We start from the raw sequence: 16,473 nt of genomic DNA, 5'->3' as shown, positions 1-16,473 counted from the left end.
ATTACGCCGCTTTCACAGCATCGGCAATACGGTGGGCGAATTCAGTCACCTGCGCTTCGTCTTCACCTTCAACCATCACACGAATTAACGGTTCGGTACCAGACTTACGCAGCAGGACGCGTCCACGGTTACCCAGTGCCGCTTCCACTTCCGCCATCACCGCTTTCACATTTTCATGTTCCAGCGGATCGCCGCTACCTGCGGTGTAACGTACGTTAACCAGCAGCTGTGGGAACATTTTCATGCCGCTGCACAGGTCGTGCAAACTCATATGGTTACGCACCATCGCCGCCAGCACCTGCAGGCCCGCCACGATGCCGTCACCAGTGGTGGTTTTGTCCAGCAGGATCACATGACCAGAGTTTTCGGCACCGATACGCCAGCCTTTTTCCTGCATTTTTTCCAGCACATAGCGGTCGCCAACTTTCGCCCGAGCAAAAGGAATACCCAGTTGTTTCAGCGCCAGCTCGAGGCCCATGTTGCTCATCAGCGTACCTACAGCACCACCACGCAGCTGTCCCTGACGCAGGGCTTCACGGGCGATGATGTACATGATCTGATCGCCATCGACCTTATTGCCTTCGTGGTCAACCATAATGACGCGGTCGCCATCGCCGTCCAGCGCAATACCCAGATCGGCTTTTTCCGCAATCACGCGCGCCTGCAGGGCACGGACGTCAGTGGCGCCGACTTCTTCATTGATGTTCACACCGTTTGGCTCACAGCCAATGGCAATCACGTTTGCACCCAGCTCACGCAGTACATTTGGTGCAATGTGGTACGTTGCACCGTTAGCGCAATCCACCACAATTTTAAGCTCACTCAGACTCAGTTCGTTCGGGAAGGTGCCTTTGCAAAACTCGATATAGCGACCGGCAGCATCAACGATACGGGTAGCTTTACCCAGTTCAGCCGAGTCCACGCAGGTGATCGCTTTTTCCATTTCGGCTTCGATAGCTTCTTCAACCGCATCCGGCAGTTTGGTCCCATCGATGGAGAAGAATTTAATCCCATTGTCATAGAATGGGTTGTGCGAAGCGGAGATAACAATCCCGGCCTCAGCACGGAAAGCACGCGTCAAATAAGCAACGGCAGGTGTTGGCATTGGCCCTGTGAATGAGGCTGAGAGTCCGGCGGCTGCCAGGCCCGCTTCCAGCGCGGACTCCAGCATATAGCCGGAAATACGCGTATCTTTACCGATAATAATTTTACGTGAACCATGACGAGCCAGCACTTTCCCTGCAGCCCAGCCCAGCTTGAGCACAAAGTCAGGAGTAATTGGGGCATCACCTACGCGACCGCGGATCCCATCAGTGCCAAAATATTTACGATTACTCATAGCGTTTTTTTTCCTTTGCAGACAATGTGGCTTCCACCACACGCATCGCTTCTACGGTTTCTTTGACGTCATGGACACGAACGATCTGCGCCCCCTGCATTGCGGCAATCACCGCGCACGCCAGACTGCCGCTCAGGCGTTCGGATGGCCCCACATTCAGCAACTGGCCAACCATTGATTTTCGTGACATCCCAACCAGCAGCGGCAGATTAAAATGATGAAACTCCGCCAGACGTGCCAGTAATGTGTAGTTGTGAGTGAGATTTTTACCGAATCCGAACCCGGGGTCGAGCAACAATTTATCTTTTGTGATTCCAGCCCGCTCGCAACGTGCTATTTGCTCAACAAAGTAACGATCTACCTCAGCAAAAACATCCTCATACTTTGGCGCTTCCTGCATGGTTTTCGGCTGCCCCTGCATATGCATCAGGCAAACCGGCAATCCGGTCTCCGCTGCGGCTTCCAACGCTCCAGGCTCCGAGAGTGAGCGAATGTCATTGATGATATGCGCGCCAACTCTGGCGCATTCGCGGATCACTTCGGGCTTTGAGGTATCAACCGAAATCCACACTTCAAAACGCTGAGCAATCGCCTCCACCACAGGGATCACTCGCTGCAACTCTTCTTCCACACTCACATCAGCCGCGCCCGGACGCGTGGACTCACCACCCACATCAATGATAGTCGCCCCGGCGTTAATCATCAGGTTTGCGTGTTTTACCGCCTCAACCAAAGAGTTGTGCGCTCCACCATCGGAAAATGAGTCTGGCGTGACGTTCAAAATCCCCATGACGTGCGGATGGCTGAGATCCAGTGAAGAACCCTGAGCAAAGAGTTTCATAGTTTTATCCCTGGTAAAATCTTGAATATGCAGATAAGAAAAACCCCGGAGCAAGCCCCAGGGTTTTCAATTAAAACACGGTCATCATCAACGATAACTTATTTGTCGCCCAGCTGCTCTGACATAGTGCCAGAGTCCGGCGCACGCGGTTCATCAACCGGACGCGGTGCACTCGGCTTGCCGGTGCTGCCAGAGTTGTTGTTAGAAGAACCCGGTTCCTCCCAACCCGCAGGCGGACGCACATCGCGGCGAGCCATCAGATCGTCAATCTGCGGCGCATCGATAGTCTCATATTTCATGAGCGCATCTTTCATCGAGTGCAAAATGTCCATGTTTTCGTTCAGCAAACGACGTGCACGGTCATAGTTACGCTCAATCAGCAGTTTAACTTCCTGATCGATAATGCGAGCGGTTTCATCGGACATGTGTTTCGCTTTCGCCACAGAACGTCCCAGGAACACTTCGCCTTCTTCTTCAGCGTACAGCAACGGACCGAGTTTATCGGAGAAGCCCCACTGAGTAACCATGTTACGCGCCAGGTTAGTCGCGACTTTAATGTCGTTCGACGCACCGGTAGAAACATGTTCAGCACCGTAGATGATCTCTTCCGCCAGACGGCCACCGTACAATGTGGAGATCTGACTTTCCAGTTTCTGACGGCTGGCGCTGATTGCATCGCCTTCAGGCAGGAAGAAGGTCACACCCAGCGCACGACCGCGCGGGATAATCGTCACTTTGTGCACCGGATCGTGTTCCGGCACCAGGCGACCGATAATCGCGTGGCCTGCTTCGTGATACGCGGTAGATTCTTTCTGCGCTTCCGTCATCACCATGGAGCGACGTTCCGCACCCATCATGATTTTGTCTTTCGCTTTTTCGAACTCAACCATCGACACTACGCGCTTGTTGCCACGAGCAGCAAACAGTGCCGCTTCGTTGACCAGGTTCGCGAGGTCCGCACCGGAGAAGCCAGGCGTACCACGTGCAATGATTGCCGCATCGATATCCGGAGACAGCGGCACGCGACGCATATGCACTTTCAGGATCTGTTCACGACCGCGAACGTCCGGCAGACCAACCACAACCTGACGGTCGAAACGGCCTGGACGAAGCAGCGCAGGGTCAAGAACGTCCGGACGGTTAGTCGCTGCGATAACGATAATACCTTCGTTACCTTCGAAGCCGTCCATCTCAACCAGCATCTGGTTCAGCGTCTGTTCACGTTCATCGTGACCACCGCCCAGACCTGCGCCACGCTGGCGGCCTACGGCGTCGATTTCATCGATGAAGATGATGCACGGTGCCGCTTTTTTGGCTTGTTCGAACATGTCACGCACACGAGATGCACCGACACCCACGAACATTTCCACGAAATCAGAACCGGAAATTGTGAAGAATGGAACCTTCGCTTCACCTGCGATAGCTTTCGCCAGCAGGGTTTTACCCGTACCCGGAGGACCGACCATCAGGACGCCTTTCGGGATTTTACCGCCCAGTTTCTGGAAACGGCTCGGTTCGCGCAGATACTCAACCAGCTCAGCGACTTCTTCTTTTGCTTCGTCACAACCCGCAACGTCAGCAAAAGTCGTTTTGATCTGATCTTCCGTCAGCATGCGCGCTTTGCTCTTGCCGAACGACATGGCACCTTTGCCACCACCGCCCTGCATCTGACGCATGAAGAAGATCCAGACACCAATCAGCAGCAGCATTGGGAACCAGGAAATGAAGATAGAAGCCAGCAGGCTCGGCTCTTCAGGTGGTTCGCCAACAACCTTGACGTTTTTGGTCAGCAGGTTATCAAGCAGCTTCGGATCGTTAACCGGGATGTAGGTCGTGTAACGGTTACTATCTTTCTTGGTAACGTTAATCTCACGTCCGTTGATCTTCGCTTCACGAACCTGGTCCTGATTGACCTCTTGCAGGAAGGTAGAGTAATCAACCTTACGGCCATTAGACTCGCTGGGCCCAAAGCTCTGGAATACTGACATCAGCACAACGGCAATGACCAGCCAGAGAATTAGGTTTTTCGCCATGTCACTCAAGGGATTAACCTCATATTACAACTGTGTTAAAAACAGCGTCAGGATACTCTATATCCAGTTTCTTTCAAACTTTCGTTTGAAATCTGCCGGTTATGGTTTACGCCCGGTCGCTACAATATACACTTCACGCGAACGGGCGCGAGAAGAGTCCGGCTTACGAACTTTGACCTTCGTAAACAGGGAGCGAATCTCTCTTAGATACTCATCGAAGCCTTCGCCCTGGAACACCTTCACTACAAAACTACCACCTGGCGCTAATACATCACGAGCCATTCCAAGCGCCAGCTCTACCAGATACATGGCCCGGGGAATATCCACCGCCGGTGTTCCACACATATTTGGCGCCATATCAGACATGACAACTTGTACTTTACTGTCACCTACGCGTTCAAGTAACGCTTTCAGGACTAATTCATCACGAAAGTCGCCCTGAAGGAAGTCCACACCAACGATTGGATCCATAGGTAAAAGATCGCAAGCGATAATGCGGCCGGTGTTGCCGATCTGCGTAACTGCATATTGCGACCAGCCACCGGGTGCAGCACCGAGATCAACTATCGTCATCCCCGGTTTAAAAATTTTGTCACTTTGCTGTATTTCATCAAGTTTAAACCAGGCACGGGAACGTAACCCCTTTTTCTGCGCCTGTTGAACATATTTATCGCTAAAGTGTTCCTGAAGCCAGCGACTCGAGCTGGCAGAACGCTTTTTACCTGTCATTTCACATTCCCAAAGGGCAGTTCATCGTAACCAATGGTGTAAATTTCTACACAGCTATTTGGTGATATATGGGAGATGGCGGTAGAATGACCCGTTTTCAATCCCAACGTAAGCAAAAATATACGATGAATCTGAGTACTAAACAAAAACAGCACCTGAAAGGTCTGGCACATCAGCTCAAGCCTGTAGTTATGCTTGGCAACAATGGTTTGACCGAAGGGGTACTGGCCGAGATTGAACAAGCGTTAGAGCACCATGAACTTATCAAGGTGAAAATCGCCTCGGAAGATCGCGATACTAAAACCTTGATCGTGGAAGCTATCGTACGCGAAACCGGCGCCTGTAATGTGCAGGTCATCGGCAAAACGCTGGTACTGTATCGCCCGACTAAAGAACGTAAAATCTCGCTGCCACGCTAAGAATATCCCAAAGTTGCACACGAAGTTTGTGTAAAACGCGGGGTTTTCCGCTAGCAGGAGAGCAAAATGCCACGCTCTCTTCGTTGATAAAAGGCCGCTATGCGGCCTTTTTCCTTTCTTTACAATGTATCAACATCTTAACCAAGATGCGAATTACAGGTATTCTACCTTCGTCACTTCATATTCAACTTCGCCGCCCGGCGTTTTGATAACCACGACGTCATCCTGCTCTTTACCGATAAGGCCACGAGCGATAGGCGAGTTCACTGAAATCAGGTTCTGTTTAAAATCGGCTTCATCATCGCCGACAATACGCCAGGTCTGCTCTTCATCGTTATCAAGATTCAACACGGTAACCGTCGCGCCGAAAACAACGCGGCCATTGTTCGGCATTTTAGTAACGTCGATTACCTGCGCGTTGGACAGTTTAGCCTCGATATCTTTAATGCGTCCTTCGCAGAAACCCTGCTGTTCGCGCGCCGCGTGATACTCCGCGTTCTCTTTCAGGTCACCGTGCTCACGCGCTTCAGCGATAGCGGCAATAATTTCAGGACGGCGCACAGATTTCAGAAAATCCAGCTCTTCGCGCAGTTTTTCAGCACCACGTAAGGTCATCGGGATAGCTTGCATTTGTTATACCTCTTGAACATTCCTGTAGGGGGCAGTTGCTCTCACCCCGGCTGCTAAGCCCACCCTGGCGAATGTCATGCCAGAGTCAGAAGCAAAAAAATACCGACCCGGGGCTCAAGGTCCCAGGTCAGCTACAATTCTCTATTTGATGATCATTTTACCCTGGAGTTCCTTATGGGTCATCGTTTACTTTTTGGGGCGTTGCGCCGTAGTATGACGGCCTGTTTCCAGGTTGTTAGCGCGAGATTATGCGATTTTCCAGATTTACCATCGGATTGACTGCCAGTATAGCGTTCAGTGTTCAGGCTGCGAACGTCGACGAGTATATCAATCAGCTCCCTGCCGGGGCCAACCTCGCCCTTATGGTACAGAAGGTTGGCGCACCTGCACCCGCTATTGATTTTCATAGCCAGCAGATGGCGCTGCCGGCCAGTACCCAGAAAGTGATCACCGCGCTGGCGGCATTGATTCAGCTCGGGCCTGACTTTCGTTTTACCACTACGCTTGAGACTAAAGGCAACGTGGAAGGCGGCGTATTGAAAGGTGACTTAGTGGCACGATTTGGTGCTGATCCGACGCTAAAACGCCAGGATATTCGCAATATGGTGGCAACCCTGAAAAAATCAGGCGTGACGCAAATTGCCGGAAATGTCCTGATCGATACCTCTATTTTCGCCAGTCATGATAAAGCGCCCGGTTGGCCCTGGAACGACATGACGCAGTGTTTTAGCGCACCGCCCGCAGCGGCTATTGTCGATAGAAACTGTTTCTCGGTTTCACTCTACAGCGCGCAAAAACCCAACGATCTCGCCTTTATTCGCGTGGCATCTTATTACCCGGTCACCATGTTCAGTCAGGTGCGTACTCTCGCCCGAGGTTCTGCGGAAGCGCAATATTGTGAACTGGATGTGGTTCCCGGCGATCTCAACCGCTATACGCTGACCGGATGCCTGCCCCAACGAGCCGATCCGCTGCCGCTGGCGTTCGCCATTCAAGACGGAGCCAGCTATGCCGGGGCGATTATCAAAGATGAGCTAAAACAAGCAGGTATCACCTACAGCGGTACGCTGCTGCGCCAAACGCTGGTCAACGAGCCGGGAACGGTGGTCGCCAGTAAGCAGTCAGCGCCACTGCATGACCTGCTTAAGATTATGCTGAAAAAATCGGACAACATGATTGCCGATACCGTTTTCCGTATGATTGGTCATGCCCGATTTAACGTGCCAGGCACCTGGCGGGCGGGTTCTGATGCCGTACGCCAGATTTTGCGTCAGCAGGCTGGCGTTGATATCGGCAACACCATTATTGCCGACGGTTCAGGCCTCTCCCGGCATAACCTGATTGCTCCGGCGACCATGATGCAGGTGCTGCAATATATCGCTCAACACGATAACGAGCTGAACTTTATCACTATGCTGCCGCTGGCGGGGCACGACGGCTCCCTGCAATACCGTGCGGGTCTGCATCAGGCTGGTGTGGATGGCAAAGTATCGGCGAAAACAGGCTCGCTGCAAGGAGTCTATAACCTTGCTGGCTTCATTACCACGGCAAGCGGCCAACGCATGGCATTCGTGCAGTATTTGTCTGGTTATGCGGTAGAGCCAGCTGACCAGCGTAATCGCCGTATTCCGTTGGTGCGCTTCGAGAGCCGATTGTACAAGGATATTTATCAGAACAATTAGATGGGTAGTTTGATTGCCGGATGGCGGCACTAACGTGCCTTATCCGGCCTACAGAGAGACCTGAAAACAATAACCCCGGCAACATGGCCGGGGTTTTTCATGCGATTAACGCTTGTAGATGAACTCGACGCCTTCGTCGTCTTCTTCGTCCCAATCGTCATCCCAGTCATCTTCCGCTTCGTCTTCGACTTCAGCGAGCTGCTGGCGGTGATAATCATCCCACATGAACTCAACTTTCTCTGGCTGTTTCGCTTCTTCAGCCTGAACAATCGGGTTCTCGATGATAAAGGTCATCACATCCCAGCAAAGATCCTTCACGCCCAGCTGGCTGGCGGCAGAGATCAGGTAATATTTACCTTCCCAGCCCAGCGCTTCGGCGATCGCTTTCGCTTTCTCTTCCGCTTCAGCCTTGTCCATCAAATCAATTTTGTTGAACACTAACCAGCGCGGTTTAGATGCCAGATCCTGACTGTATTTTTCCAGTTCGCCAATAATGATACGGGCGTTTTCTACCGGATCGGAACCGTCAATCGGATCGATATCGATGAGGTGCAGCAACACGCGGCAACGTTCCAGATGCTTCAGGAAGCGGATACCCAGGCCTGCGCCTTCAGCCGCACCTTCAATCAGACCCGGAATGTCGGCAACCACGAAGCTCTTTTCGTTGTCCATACGCACCACGCCCAGGCTCGGCACCAGGGTGGTGAACGGATAATCAGCGACTTTCGGCTTCGCCGCAGATACTGCACGGATAAACGTCGATTTCCCGGCGTTTGGCATACCCAGCATACCCACGTCTGCCAGCAGCATCAGCTCCAGCATCAGATCGCGCTTATCACCCGGCGTACCCATTGTTTTCTGACGCGGAGTACGGTTAACCGATGATTTGAAACGGGTGTTGCCCAGACCATGCCAGCCGCCTTTAGCGACCATCAGACGCTGACCGTGTTTGGTCATGTCGCCCATGGTTTCGCCCGTGCCCTGATCGATAACACGCGTACCAACAGGCACTTTAATCGTGACGTCTTTGCCACGCTTACCGGTGCAATCACGGCTCGCGCCATTCTGACCACGTTCCGCACGGAATGATTTTTCAAAACGGTAATCGATTAGTGTGTTCAGGTTTTCGTCGGCTTCCAGCCAAACGTCACCACCGTCACCACCATCACCACCGTCCGGACCGCCTTTTGGGATGTACTTTTCGCGGCGGAAGCTGACGCAACCATTACCGCCATCACCTGCAACGACCAGAATCGATGCTTCATCAACAAACTTCATTTTACTCTCCGTAAATCATTCGCCTGAGCGGGGTTGCGAAACCACCGTTTCATGCTTACGTAAACCGCCCCAAATTCGATGACCAATGGCGGAATACATCGCGCCCGCAACCACGATAAACGCACCGAGATAACCTAATAGGTTTAGCATCGGTCTGGCGAAGAAATCGGGCCAGGCCAGTGATAATAAATCTGAAAATAACAACGTAAACAGCGGTGTGAGCGTGATAATAGCGCTCACCTGCGCCGCCTGCCAACGCGCCATCGCTTCCGCAAGAGCGCCGTATCCTACCAGCGTATTCAGGCCGCAGAATACCAGGCATGCCAGCTGCCAGTCGCTGAGCTGCGTGATGACACCGGGTTTAGCCAGCGGCAACAACGCAATCGTACATAAAGTGTACAGTAAAAACAGGATCTGCGGTGATGCCAGGCGGCGCAATAACACCTTTTGCGCGACCCCATAGCTCACCCAAACCATCGCCGCACCGACACCAAAGATAACGCCCCAGGTGTAATCGGTGAGTCGGGTAAAAATTTCGATCAGACTGGTATTAAAAAACAGGACCAGGCCGCTCAGAAGCATAATGGCGCCAATTACTTGCGTGCCGCGCATCTTTTCTTTCAGGATAAAGACGCTGGCGATCATCATACCAACCGGTGACAGCTGACCGATAACCTGCGAAGCCGTTGGGCTCAAATACTGCAAGGATGAACTAAACAGAATGAAGTTACCGAACAGCCCACCGGTTGCGATAGCCAGCAACACCAGCCAACGCGCTTTGCGAAAAATACGCAACGGAGGGAGCTTTTTTTTAACCGCAAGAATAGCGCCAAGGCCAATGCTTGCCATTAAAAAACGGTAGAACACCACGGTAGGAGGCTCCATCACCTCCAGCACTTGCTTCATTGCTATTGGCAAAGCCCCCCAACATACTGCCGTTGTGAGTGCTAACAGAATACCAATGCCTGCCTGTTGCTTCATGCCGTATTCCCTGCAAGGGCTCGTTTCCGGGTTGTCACGGCGTGACGAGCGTATTTACCGGCCGTCGAATGTAAAAAGCCCCGCAACGTGTTGCGGGGCTTTTATCCGTTACCGGGACGCGAAAAACTTATTCAGCAACGATGCTGATGAATTTACGGTTTTTCGGGCCTTTCACTTCAAATTTCACTTTACCGTCTGCTTTAGCAAACAGAGTGTGGTCTTTGCCGCAACCAACGTTGGAGCCAGCGTGGAATTTAGTACCACGTTGACGAACGATGATGCTACCAGCCAGAACTGTTTCACCGCCGAAGCGTTTTACGCCCAGACGTTTAGCTTCTGAATCGCGACCGTTACGAGTCGAGCCGCCAGCCTTTTTATGTGCCATTTAATCTGCTCCCCTTAACTTAAGCGCTGATGCCAGTGATTTTCACATCAGTGAACCACTGACGATGGCCCTGCTGCTTACGGTAGTGTTTACGACGACGAAACTTAACAATTTTAACTTTCTCGCCACGACCGTGAGCAACAACTTCAGCTTTGATAACGCCGCCATCAACGAAAGGAACGCCGATTTTGACTTCTTCACCGTTTGCGATCATCAGAACTTCTGCGAATTCAACAGATTCGCCAGTTGCGATGTCCAGCTTTTCCAGGCGAACGGTCTGACCTTCGCTTACTCGGTGTTGTTTACCACCACTTTGGAAAACCGCGTACATAAAAAACTCCGCTTCCGCGCACACCTTTTTGATGATTCAGAGTGCGCTATAAATATTCACAATAGGGCGCGAATATTACGCAAAACGCGAGCCTTTGACAAGTGCTACCGTCAATACATGAAGAAAAAAAACACAACACGTACGGTAACGTTTATCTACGGCGTTTTTTCAGTACAATCAGCATATATTTATAACCCTAAACCCGACGTTACCTTCTCACACAGTAAGGTAATCGGGGCGAGAAGCCCGGCTTTTGCGATGAATTTAGAAAAAATCAATGAGTTAACCGCGCAAGATATGGCGGGGGTCAATGCGACAATCCTTGAACAGCTCAATTCTGACGTTCAGTTGATCAATCAACTGGGGTACTACATCGTTAGCGGCGGCGGAAAACGCATTCGCCCAATGATCGCCGTCCTCGCAGCGCGGGCCGTTGGTTACCAGGAAAATGCGCACGTTACGATCGCGGCCCTCATCGAGTTTATCCACACAGCGACCCTGCTGCACGATGATGTTGTGGATGAGTCAGACATGCGCCGTGGGAAAGCTACGGCAAATGCGGCGTTTGGTAATGCGGCCAGCGTGCTGGTTGGCGATTTTATCTATACCCGCGCATTTCAGATGATGACCAGCCTTGGCTCGTTGAAAGTGCTGGAAGTCATGTCGAAAGCAGTCAACGTCATCGCCGAAGGTGAAGTCTTGCAGCTGATGAACGTCAACGACCCAGACATCACCGAAGAAAACTATATGCGCGTCATCTACAGTAAGACGGCGCGGTTGTTTGAAGCGGCAGCCCAATGTTCAGGCATTCTGGCTGGCTGTAGCGAAGAACAAGAAAAAGGGTTGCAGGATTATGGCCGTTATCTCGGTACAGCTTTCCAGTTAATTGACGATTTGCTGGATTACAGCGCAGATGGCGAGCAGCTGGGTAAAAACGTCGGTGATGACCTCAACGAGGGTAAACCTACGCTGCCGCTGCTGCATGCCATGCGCCACGGTACTCCAGAACAAGCGCTAATGATCCGCCAGGCCATTGAGCAAGGTAATGGTCGTCACCTTCTGGAGCCGGTTCTGGAAGCGATGAACGCCTGTGGTTCCCTGGAGTGGACGCGCCAACGTGCAGAAGAAGAGGCTGATAAGGCCATCGCTGCGTTGCAGGTGCTGCCTGATACGCCGTGGAGAGAAGCGCTGATTGGTCTGGCACATATCGCCGTACAGCGCGACCGTTAATTCCCTACAGCATCCTCCCTCATCCCGTGCTCTGCACGGGATTTTTTTATAAGTTCTAGTACCCCCCCACTCTCCTCCGGATAATCACGCAGAACCTTGGCATATTCTGAATATACACACACTTTACATGAACATTTTAGAACATTCGTTCTTCGGGCGTTATAGTGTCGCCACAACCGATCGTGGAACCGTAAGTCGTTAACCAAAGGAGAGATGAATTTATGGAAAACAAGCTGATTGACTGGCATCCGGCCGACATCATCGCCGGACTGCGCAAGAAAGGGACCTCAATGGCCGCTGAATCACGTAAAAATGGATTGAGTTCATCAACGCTGGCAAATGCGTTAACGAGACCATGGCCAAAAGGTGAGTTGATTATCGCCCGGGCACTGGGAACTGATCCCTGGGTGATTTGGCCGTCACGCTATCACGATGCCAAAACGCATGAGTTCATCGACAGAACGCGGATGATGAGGAGTCGCAGAGAGAAAAAGAATCCGGAATGAACATTGAGCTGTAACCCCCGGCCAACTGAACTGGGGGTTACAAGAGACGTTGACGATTACTCGCCTTTCACGCGCTCAATGTTTGCGCCCAGCGCACGCAGTTTATCTTCGATGCGCTCATAGCCGCGATCGATGTGATAAATACGATCGACCACTGTTGTACCTTCAGCAATACAACCTGCCAGCACTAAACTTGCAGATGCGCGCAGATCGGTCGCCATAACCTGTGCGCCTGAGAGTGTTTCCACGCCGTGGCAAATCACGGTATTGCTTTCGATTTCTGCGTGAGCGCCCATACGGCTCAGCTCAGGCACGTGCATAAAGCGGTTCTCAAACACGGTTTCCGTGATGAAGCCGGTCCCTTCTGCCACCAGGTTCAGCAGCGTGAACTGGGCCTGCATATCGGTAGGGAACGCCGGATGCGGCGCAGTACGCACATTGACCGCTTTCGGACGTTTGCCGTGCATATCAAGGCTGATCCAGTCGTCACCCACTTCAATATCCGCACCCGCATCACGCAGCTTCGCCAGAACGGCATCCAGTGTGTCCGGTTGTGCATTACGGCAGATAATTTTGCCACGAGAAATTGCCGCCGCCACCAGGAAGGTACCGGTTTCGATGCGGTCTGGCAGAACGCGATACACACCGCCGCCGAGACGCTCAACGCCTTCGATCGTAATACGATCGGTGCCCTGGCCAGTGATCTTCGCGCCCAGCGCAATCAGGAAGTTCGCGGTATCCACAATCTCCGGCTCGCGCGCAGCGTTTTCGATGATGGTGGTGCCTTCGGCAAGCGTTGCTGCACACATGATGGTGACAGTCGCACCGACGCTCACTTTGTCCATGACAATATGCGCGCCTTTCAGACGGCCATCAACGGACGCTTTCACATAGCCTTCTTCCAGCTTGATAGTCGCGCCTAACTGCTCCAGACCGGTAATGTGCAGGTCAACCGGACGCGCGCCGATGGTGCAGCCGCCCGGCAGTGAAACCTGGCCCTGACCAAAGCGGGCAACCAGCGGCCCGAGCGCCCAAATGGATGCACGCATGGTTTTCACCAGATCGTACGGCGCACAGAAGACGTTCACATCACGCGCATCAATGTGCACGGAACCATTACGCTCAACTTTCGCACCCAGCTGGCTCAACAGCTTCATTGATGTGTCAACGTCCTTCAGTTTCGGGACGTTTTGGATCTCTACAGGTTCTTCAGCCAGCAGCGCCGCAAACAGGATCGGCAGTGCGGCGTTTTTAGCGCCTGAAATTGTGACTTCGCCCTGGAGCTTGGTTGGCCCCTGAACACGAAATTTATCCATTATTCTGTTCTCTGTTAAGAATTTATCTTCGCTACCGGCACATCACCCGTAGCTCAAAAACCGTTAAGTTTGCGATCGCGCGCCCATTCCGCTGGGGTAAACGCCTTAATCGACACGGCATGAATGCGGTTATCCGCAATGTACTCCATCAACGGGCCATAGACCGATTGCTGCTTCTTGACCCGGCTCATGCCTTCAAACATCTCACCCACGGCAATAACCTGAAAGTGACTGCCGTCGCCAGAAACGTGGACTTCCTGGAGGGAGAGTGCATTCATCAGCACGCTCTGAATTTCATTATTTTCCATGGGCTCTTCATTCGTCAGATAGTGAAAACAGCCCAACATCTTAGAGCAAAGTGGCGCTGTCATAAATAAGCAAAAAGCCTCGCTGATAAATCAGACAAGGCTTTAGTGGCAGATCCCCCTCGGGGGTTTTGCCGGATAGCGGCACAAGACCTTATCCGGCCTGGAAAAATTAACGCGGAAGGACGTCGTCAGGCAGATTGTAAAGCTGCGCCAGCGTGTACACTTTATCGTTAACACCAGTGAGCGAAACGCTGTTTCCCTGCTGCTTGCCTTGATTAATCAGATGCAACAGTAACGCCAGACCGCCGGTATCTACCCGGGATACCTGGTTCAGATCGATGCAGGATACCCCTTTCATCGCCTCAATTCGCGCATCCCATAAGGGATTTAACACGTCCTGATCCAGCTCTCCCACCAGCACCAGCTTGTCGCCTTCGCGCGTCCAGGTGAGTGACTGCGTCATTATTTTTTCTCTTCCAGCGTGATTTTCTGCTGAGAAATAGATTTCAGCTGTGCCGTCAGGCCATCAATACCTTTGGTACGCAGCAGGTCGCTCCACTCATTTTGTTTGGTGGTGATCATACTTACGCCTTCGGCGATCATGTCATACGCCTGCCAGTTACCGGTCTGGGAGTTTTTACGCCACTGGAAATCCAGACGTACCGGAGGACGACCGTTTGGATCGATGATGGTTACGCGGATAGGTACGATGGTCGCATCACCCAACGGCTGCTCAGGGGCAATCTGATAGGTCTGGCCGTGGTACATCGCCAGTGCCTGGCCGTAAGCCTGCTTCAGATATTCACGGAATGCAGCAAAATAGGCTTCACGTTGGGCAGGAGTCGCATCTTTGTAGTAACGACCCAGTACCAGCGCACCGGCATACTTAACCTGCACATAAGGCAGCAGTTCTTGATCGACGACCTGACGCAGGTAATCGGGGTTGGAACGGATTTTTGGTTGCTCGTTTTTCAGACGGTCAAAGGTCTTTTGCGCCGCCTCATCCATCAGTTTGTACGGGTTAGTCTGGTCTGCTGCGGTTGCCGCGCTAAGTGGAGCAATCACCAGCATAGCCACCATCATCAATCGTTTAAACATACGTCGATTCTCCTGATATTATTTCGTTGCGCCCGCAGGCGTAGTGGCTTCATTATTGCCTTCAGTCGCGGCTGGCGCATCGCCAGAATTCTTATTGTCATCACCTTTGCTGTTGCTGTTGTAAAGGAACTGACCAATCATATCTTCCAGCACCATCGCGGATTTCGTGTCCTGAATCGTACCGCCATCTTTGAGGATAGACGTTCCCAGCTCAGGATCTTCAAAACCCACGTTCAATGCCAGATACTGTTCGCCCAGCAGACCGGAAGTACGGATGCTCAGAGAACTGGTGTCAGGAATATGGTTAAAACGCGATTCGATTTCCAGCGTCACGCGCGGCAGGTACGTTTTCGGATCTAACGAGATGTCCGATACGCGTCCAACTACCACCCCGCCAATCCGCACCGGAGAACGCTCTCTCAGGCCGCCGATATTATCAAAGGTCGCATAAATCGTGTAAGTCGGTTCAGTACGCATTGAGGTAACGTTCGCCGCCTTCAGGCAGACAAACAGCGCAGCCAGCAGCGCAACCAGCAGGAATAACCCGACCCAAATTTCATTTTTTTTCGTTTGCATGAACTCAATTCCCAAACATCAGTGCGGTCAGCACAAAATCCAGCCCCAGAACGGCAAGAGAGGCGTGCACAACGGTGCGTGTCGTTGCCCGGCTAATCCCGGCAGAGGTCGGGATCGCATCATAACCATTGAACAATGCAATCCAGGTGACCGTAATGGCGAACACCACGCTCTTAATCAGACAGTTGACCAGGTCCAGACGCCAGTCGACGGCATTTTGCATAGCCGACCAGAAAAAGCCCGCATCAATACCCTTCCAGCTTACGCCAACCAGTGAACCACCCCAGATCCCCACGGCGACAAATATAATCGTTAGCAGCGGCAATGAAATGACACCGGCCCAAAAACGCGGAGAGATCACCCGGCGCAGTGGATCGACGGCCATCATTTCCAGGCTGGAAAGCTGCTCGGTCGCTCTCATCAGACCAATCTCTGCAGTTAAGGCCGATCCGGCCCGCCCGGCAAACAGCAGTGCCGCAACAACCGGCCCCAGCTCACGTAACAATGACAGCGCCACCAGCATACCGAGGCTGGTTTCCGCACTGTAGGTCGTCAGCACCAGGTATCCCTGCAATCCCAACACCATACCGATGAATACGCCTGACACAATAATGATCAGCATCGATAAGACACCGACATTATAAAGCTGGCGTATCAGCAGCGGCGCATGTTTGCGAAACTCCGGTTTGCCGACAACCGCATTGAACAACATTAATCCGGCTCGCCCGAACGTCCTGAGGGTTTTTATTCCTCGGTGTCCGAGTGATGCCAGCGCATTTAACAACATGGGT

At 52.3% G+C, this 16,473-nt stretch carries 19 protein-coding genes; 4 read left to right on the top strand and 15 right to left on the bottom strand.

The genetic code is table 11. The features are described 5' to 3' along the window. Position 1: 1 nt before the first annotated feature. From glmM to rlmE, 4 genes are all read right to left on the bottom strand, one after another. Complete coding sequence (gene glmM / locus SK33_RS02510; protein ID WP_003025008.1) at positions 2-1,339, bottom strand: phosphoglucosamine mutase; 1,338 nt, start codon at positions 1,337-1,339, stop codon at positions 2-4. Then, positions 1,332-2,180 carry a dihydropteroate synthase gene (folP, locus tag SK33_RS02505; protein ID WP_003025010.1) on the bottom strand — a complete coding sequence of 283 codons (849 nt, stop codon included), beginning with the start codon at positions 2,178-2,180 and terminating at the stop codon, positions 1,332-1,334. The genes glmM and folP overlap by 8 nt, the downstream gene beginning before the upstream one ends. A 98-nt stretch (positions 2,181-2,278) precedes the next feature. Then, positions 2,279-4,213, bottom strand: a complete 1,935-nt coding sequence (gene ftsH / locus SK33_RS02500; protein ID WP_003025013.1) for an ATP-dependent zinc metalloprotease FtsH — start codon at positions 4,211-4,213, stop codon at positions 2,279-2,281. Positions 4,214-4,312: 99 nt separating this feature from the next. Beyond that, positions 4,313-4,942 (bottom strand): 23S rRNA (uridine(2552)-2'-O)-methyltransferase RlmE, encoded by a 630-nt coding sequence (gene rlmE, locus SK33_RS02495; protein WP_003025015.1) that lies wholly within the window; start codon positions 4,940-4,942, stop codon positions 4,313-4,315. A gap of 125 nt (positions 4,943-5,067) precedes the next feature. On the opposite strand from rlmE, the gene yhbY reads away from it, so the two are divergent. Next, the gene (gene yhbY, locus SK33_RS02490) at positions 5,068-5,361 is read left to right on the top strand and encodes a ribosome assembly RNA-binding protein YhbY (protein WP_048218929.1); all 294 of its coding nucleotides are present in this window, start codon (positions 5,068-5,070) and stop codon (positions 5,359-5,361) included. A gap of 153 nt (positions 5,362-5,514) precedes the next feature. On the opposite strand, the gene greA is transcribed toward yhbY, so the two are convergent. Beyond that, positions 5,515-5,991 carry a transcription elongation factor GreA gene (gene greA / locus SK33_RS02485; protein ID WP_003025019.1) on the bottom strand — a complete coding sequence of 159 codons (477 nt, stop codon included), beginning with the start codon at positions 5,989-5,991 and terminating at the stop codon, positions 5,515-5,517. A 248-nt stretch (positions 5,992-6,239) separates the two neighbouring features. On the opposite strand from greA, the gene dacB reads away from it, so the two are divergent. Next, positions 6,240-7,673, top strand: a complete 1,434-nt coding sequence (gene dacB / locus SK33_RS02480; RefSeq protein WP_003025021.1) for a serine-type D-Ala-D-Ala carboxypeptidase — start codon at positions 6,240-6,242, stop codon at positions 7,671-7,673. 105 nt (positions 7,674-7,778) lie between these two features. On the opposite strand, the gene cgtA is transcribed toward dacB, so the two are convergent. From cgtA to rplU, 4 genes are all read right to left on the bottom strand, one after another. Continuing rightward, a complete protein-coding gene (gene cgtA / locus SK33_RS02475; RefSeq protein ID WP_003025024.1) occupies positions 7,779-8,951 on the bottom strand; it encodes an Obg family GTPase CgtA in 1,173 nt (390 codons plus the stop codon). Between the two features lie 15 nt (positions 8,952-8,966). Next, positions 8,967-9,932, bottom strand: coding sequence for a DMT family transporter (locus SK33_RS02470; protein ID WP_003025028.1), 966 nt, complete (start codon positions 9,930-9,932; stop codon positions 8,967-8,969). 127 nt (positions 9,933-10,059) lie between these two features. After that, complete coding sequence (rpmA, locus tag SK33_RS02465; protein WP_003025030.1) at positions 10,060-10,317, bottom strand: 50S ribosomal protein L27; 258 nt, start codon at positions 10,315-10,317, stop codon at positions 10,060-10,062. A 19-nt stretch (positions 10,318-10,336) separates the two neighbouring features. Next, positions 10,337-10,648: a 50S ribosomal protein L21 gene (gene rplU, locus SK33_RS02460; protein WP_003025032.1), complete on the bottom strand. Its 312-nt coding sequence runs from the start codon at positions 10,646-10,648 to the stop codon at positions 10,337-10,339. Between the two features lie 258 nt (positions 10,649-10,906). On the opposite strand from rplU, the gene ispB reads away from it, so the two are divergent. Continuing rightward, entirely contained in the window at positions 10,907-11,878 is a 972-nt protein-coding gene (gene ispB / locus SK33_RS02455) for an octaprenyl diphosphate synthase (RefSeq protein ID WP_003839953.1), read from the top strand. Positions 11,879-12,099: 221 nt separating this feature from the next. Further along, on the top strand, positions 12,100-12,384 hold the full coding sequence (sfsB, locus tag SK33_RS02450; RefSeq protein ID WP_003839952.1) for a DNA-binding transcriptional regulator SfsB: 285 nt from the start codon (positions 12,100-12,102) through the stop codon (positions 12,382-12,384). Between the two features lie 56 nt (positions 12,385-12,440). Here the strand turns inward: sfsB and murA are convergent, their stop codons facing one another. The 6 genes from murA to mlaE form a co-directional block, all read right to left on the bottom strand. Next, the gene (gene murA / locus SK33_RS02445) at positions 12,441-13,700 is read right to left on the bottom strand and encodes a UDP-N-acetylglucosamine 1-carboxyvinyltransferase (RefSeq protein WP_003839949.1); all 1,260 of its coding nucleotides are present in this window, start codon (positions 13,698-13,700) and stop codon (positions 12,441-12,443) included. Positions 13,701-13,753: 53 nt separating this feature from the next. Beyond that, positions 13,754-14,008: a BolA family iron metabolism protein IbaG gene (gene ibaG, locus SK33_RS02440; protein WP_003025040.1), complete on the bottom strand. Its 255-nt coding sequence runs from the start codon at positions 14,006-14,008 to the stop codon at positions 13,754-13,756. A gap of 169 nt (positions 14,009-14,177) precedes the next feature. Continuing rightward, positions 14,178-14,471, bottom strand: coding sequence for a lipid asymmetry maintenance protein MlaB (gene mlaB, locus SK33_RS02435; protein WP_003025045.1), 294 nt, complete (start codon positions 14,469-14,471; stop codon positions 14,178-14,180). Continuing rightward, positions 14,471-15,106, bottom strand: coding sequence for a phospholipid-binding protein MlaC (mlaC, locus tag SK33_RS02430; protein ID WP_003025047.1), 636 nt, complete (start codon positions 15,104-15,106; stop codon positions 14,471-14,473). Before mlaC ends, mlaB begins: the two co-directional genes overlap by 1 nt. An 18-nt stretch (positions 15,107-15,124) precedes the next feature. Continuing rightward, positions 15,125-15,682 (bottom strand): outer membrane lipid asymmetry maintenance protein MlaD, encoded by a 558-nt coding sequence (mlaD, locus tag SK33_RS02425; RefSeq protein WP_003025050.1) that lies wholly within the window; start codon positions 15,680-15,682, stop codon positions 15,125-15,127. A 4-nt stretch (positions 15,683-15,686) separates the two neighbouring features. After that, positions 15,687-16,469, bottom strand: a complete 783-nt coding sequence (gene mlaE / locus SK33_RS02420) for a lipid asymmetry maintenance ABC transporter permease subunit MlaE (RefSeq protein WP_003025053.1) — start codon at positions 16,467-16,469, stop codon at positions 15,687-15,689. Positions 16,470-16,473 lie beyond the last annotated feature (4 nt).

This window comes from Citrobacter sp. MGH103 (genome assembly GCF_001034475.2).
Classification (GTDB): Bacteria; Pseudomonadota; Gammaproteobacteria; order Enterobacterales; family Enterobacteriaceae; genus Citrobacter; species Citrobacter freundii.
The sequence above is the reverse complement of the archived record's forward strand: the minus strand, read 5'-3'. Positions and strand labels throughout refer to the sequence as shown.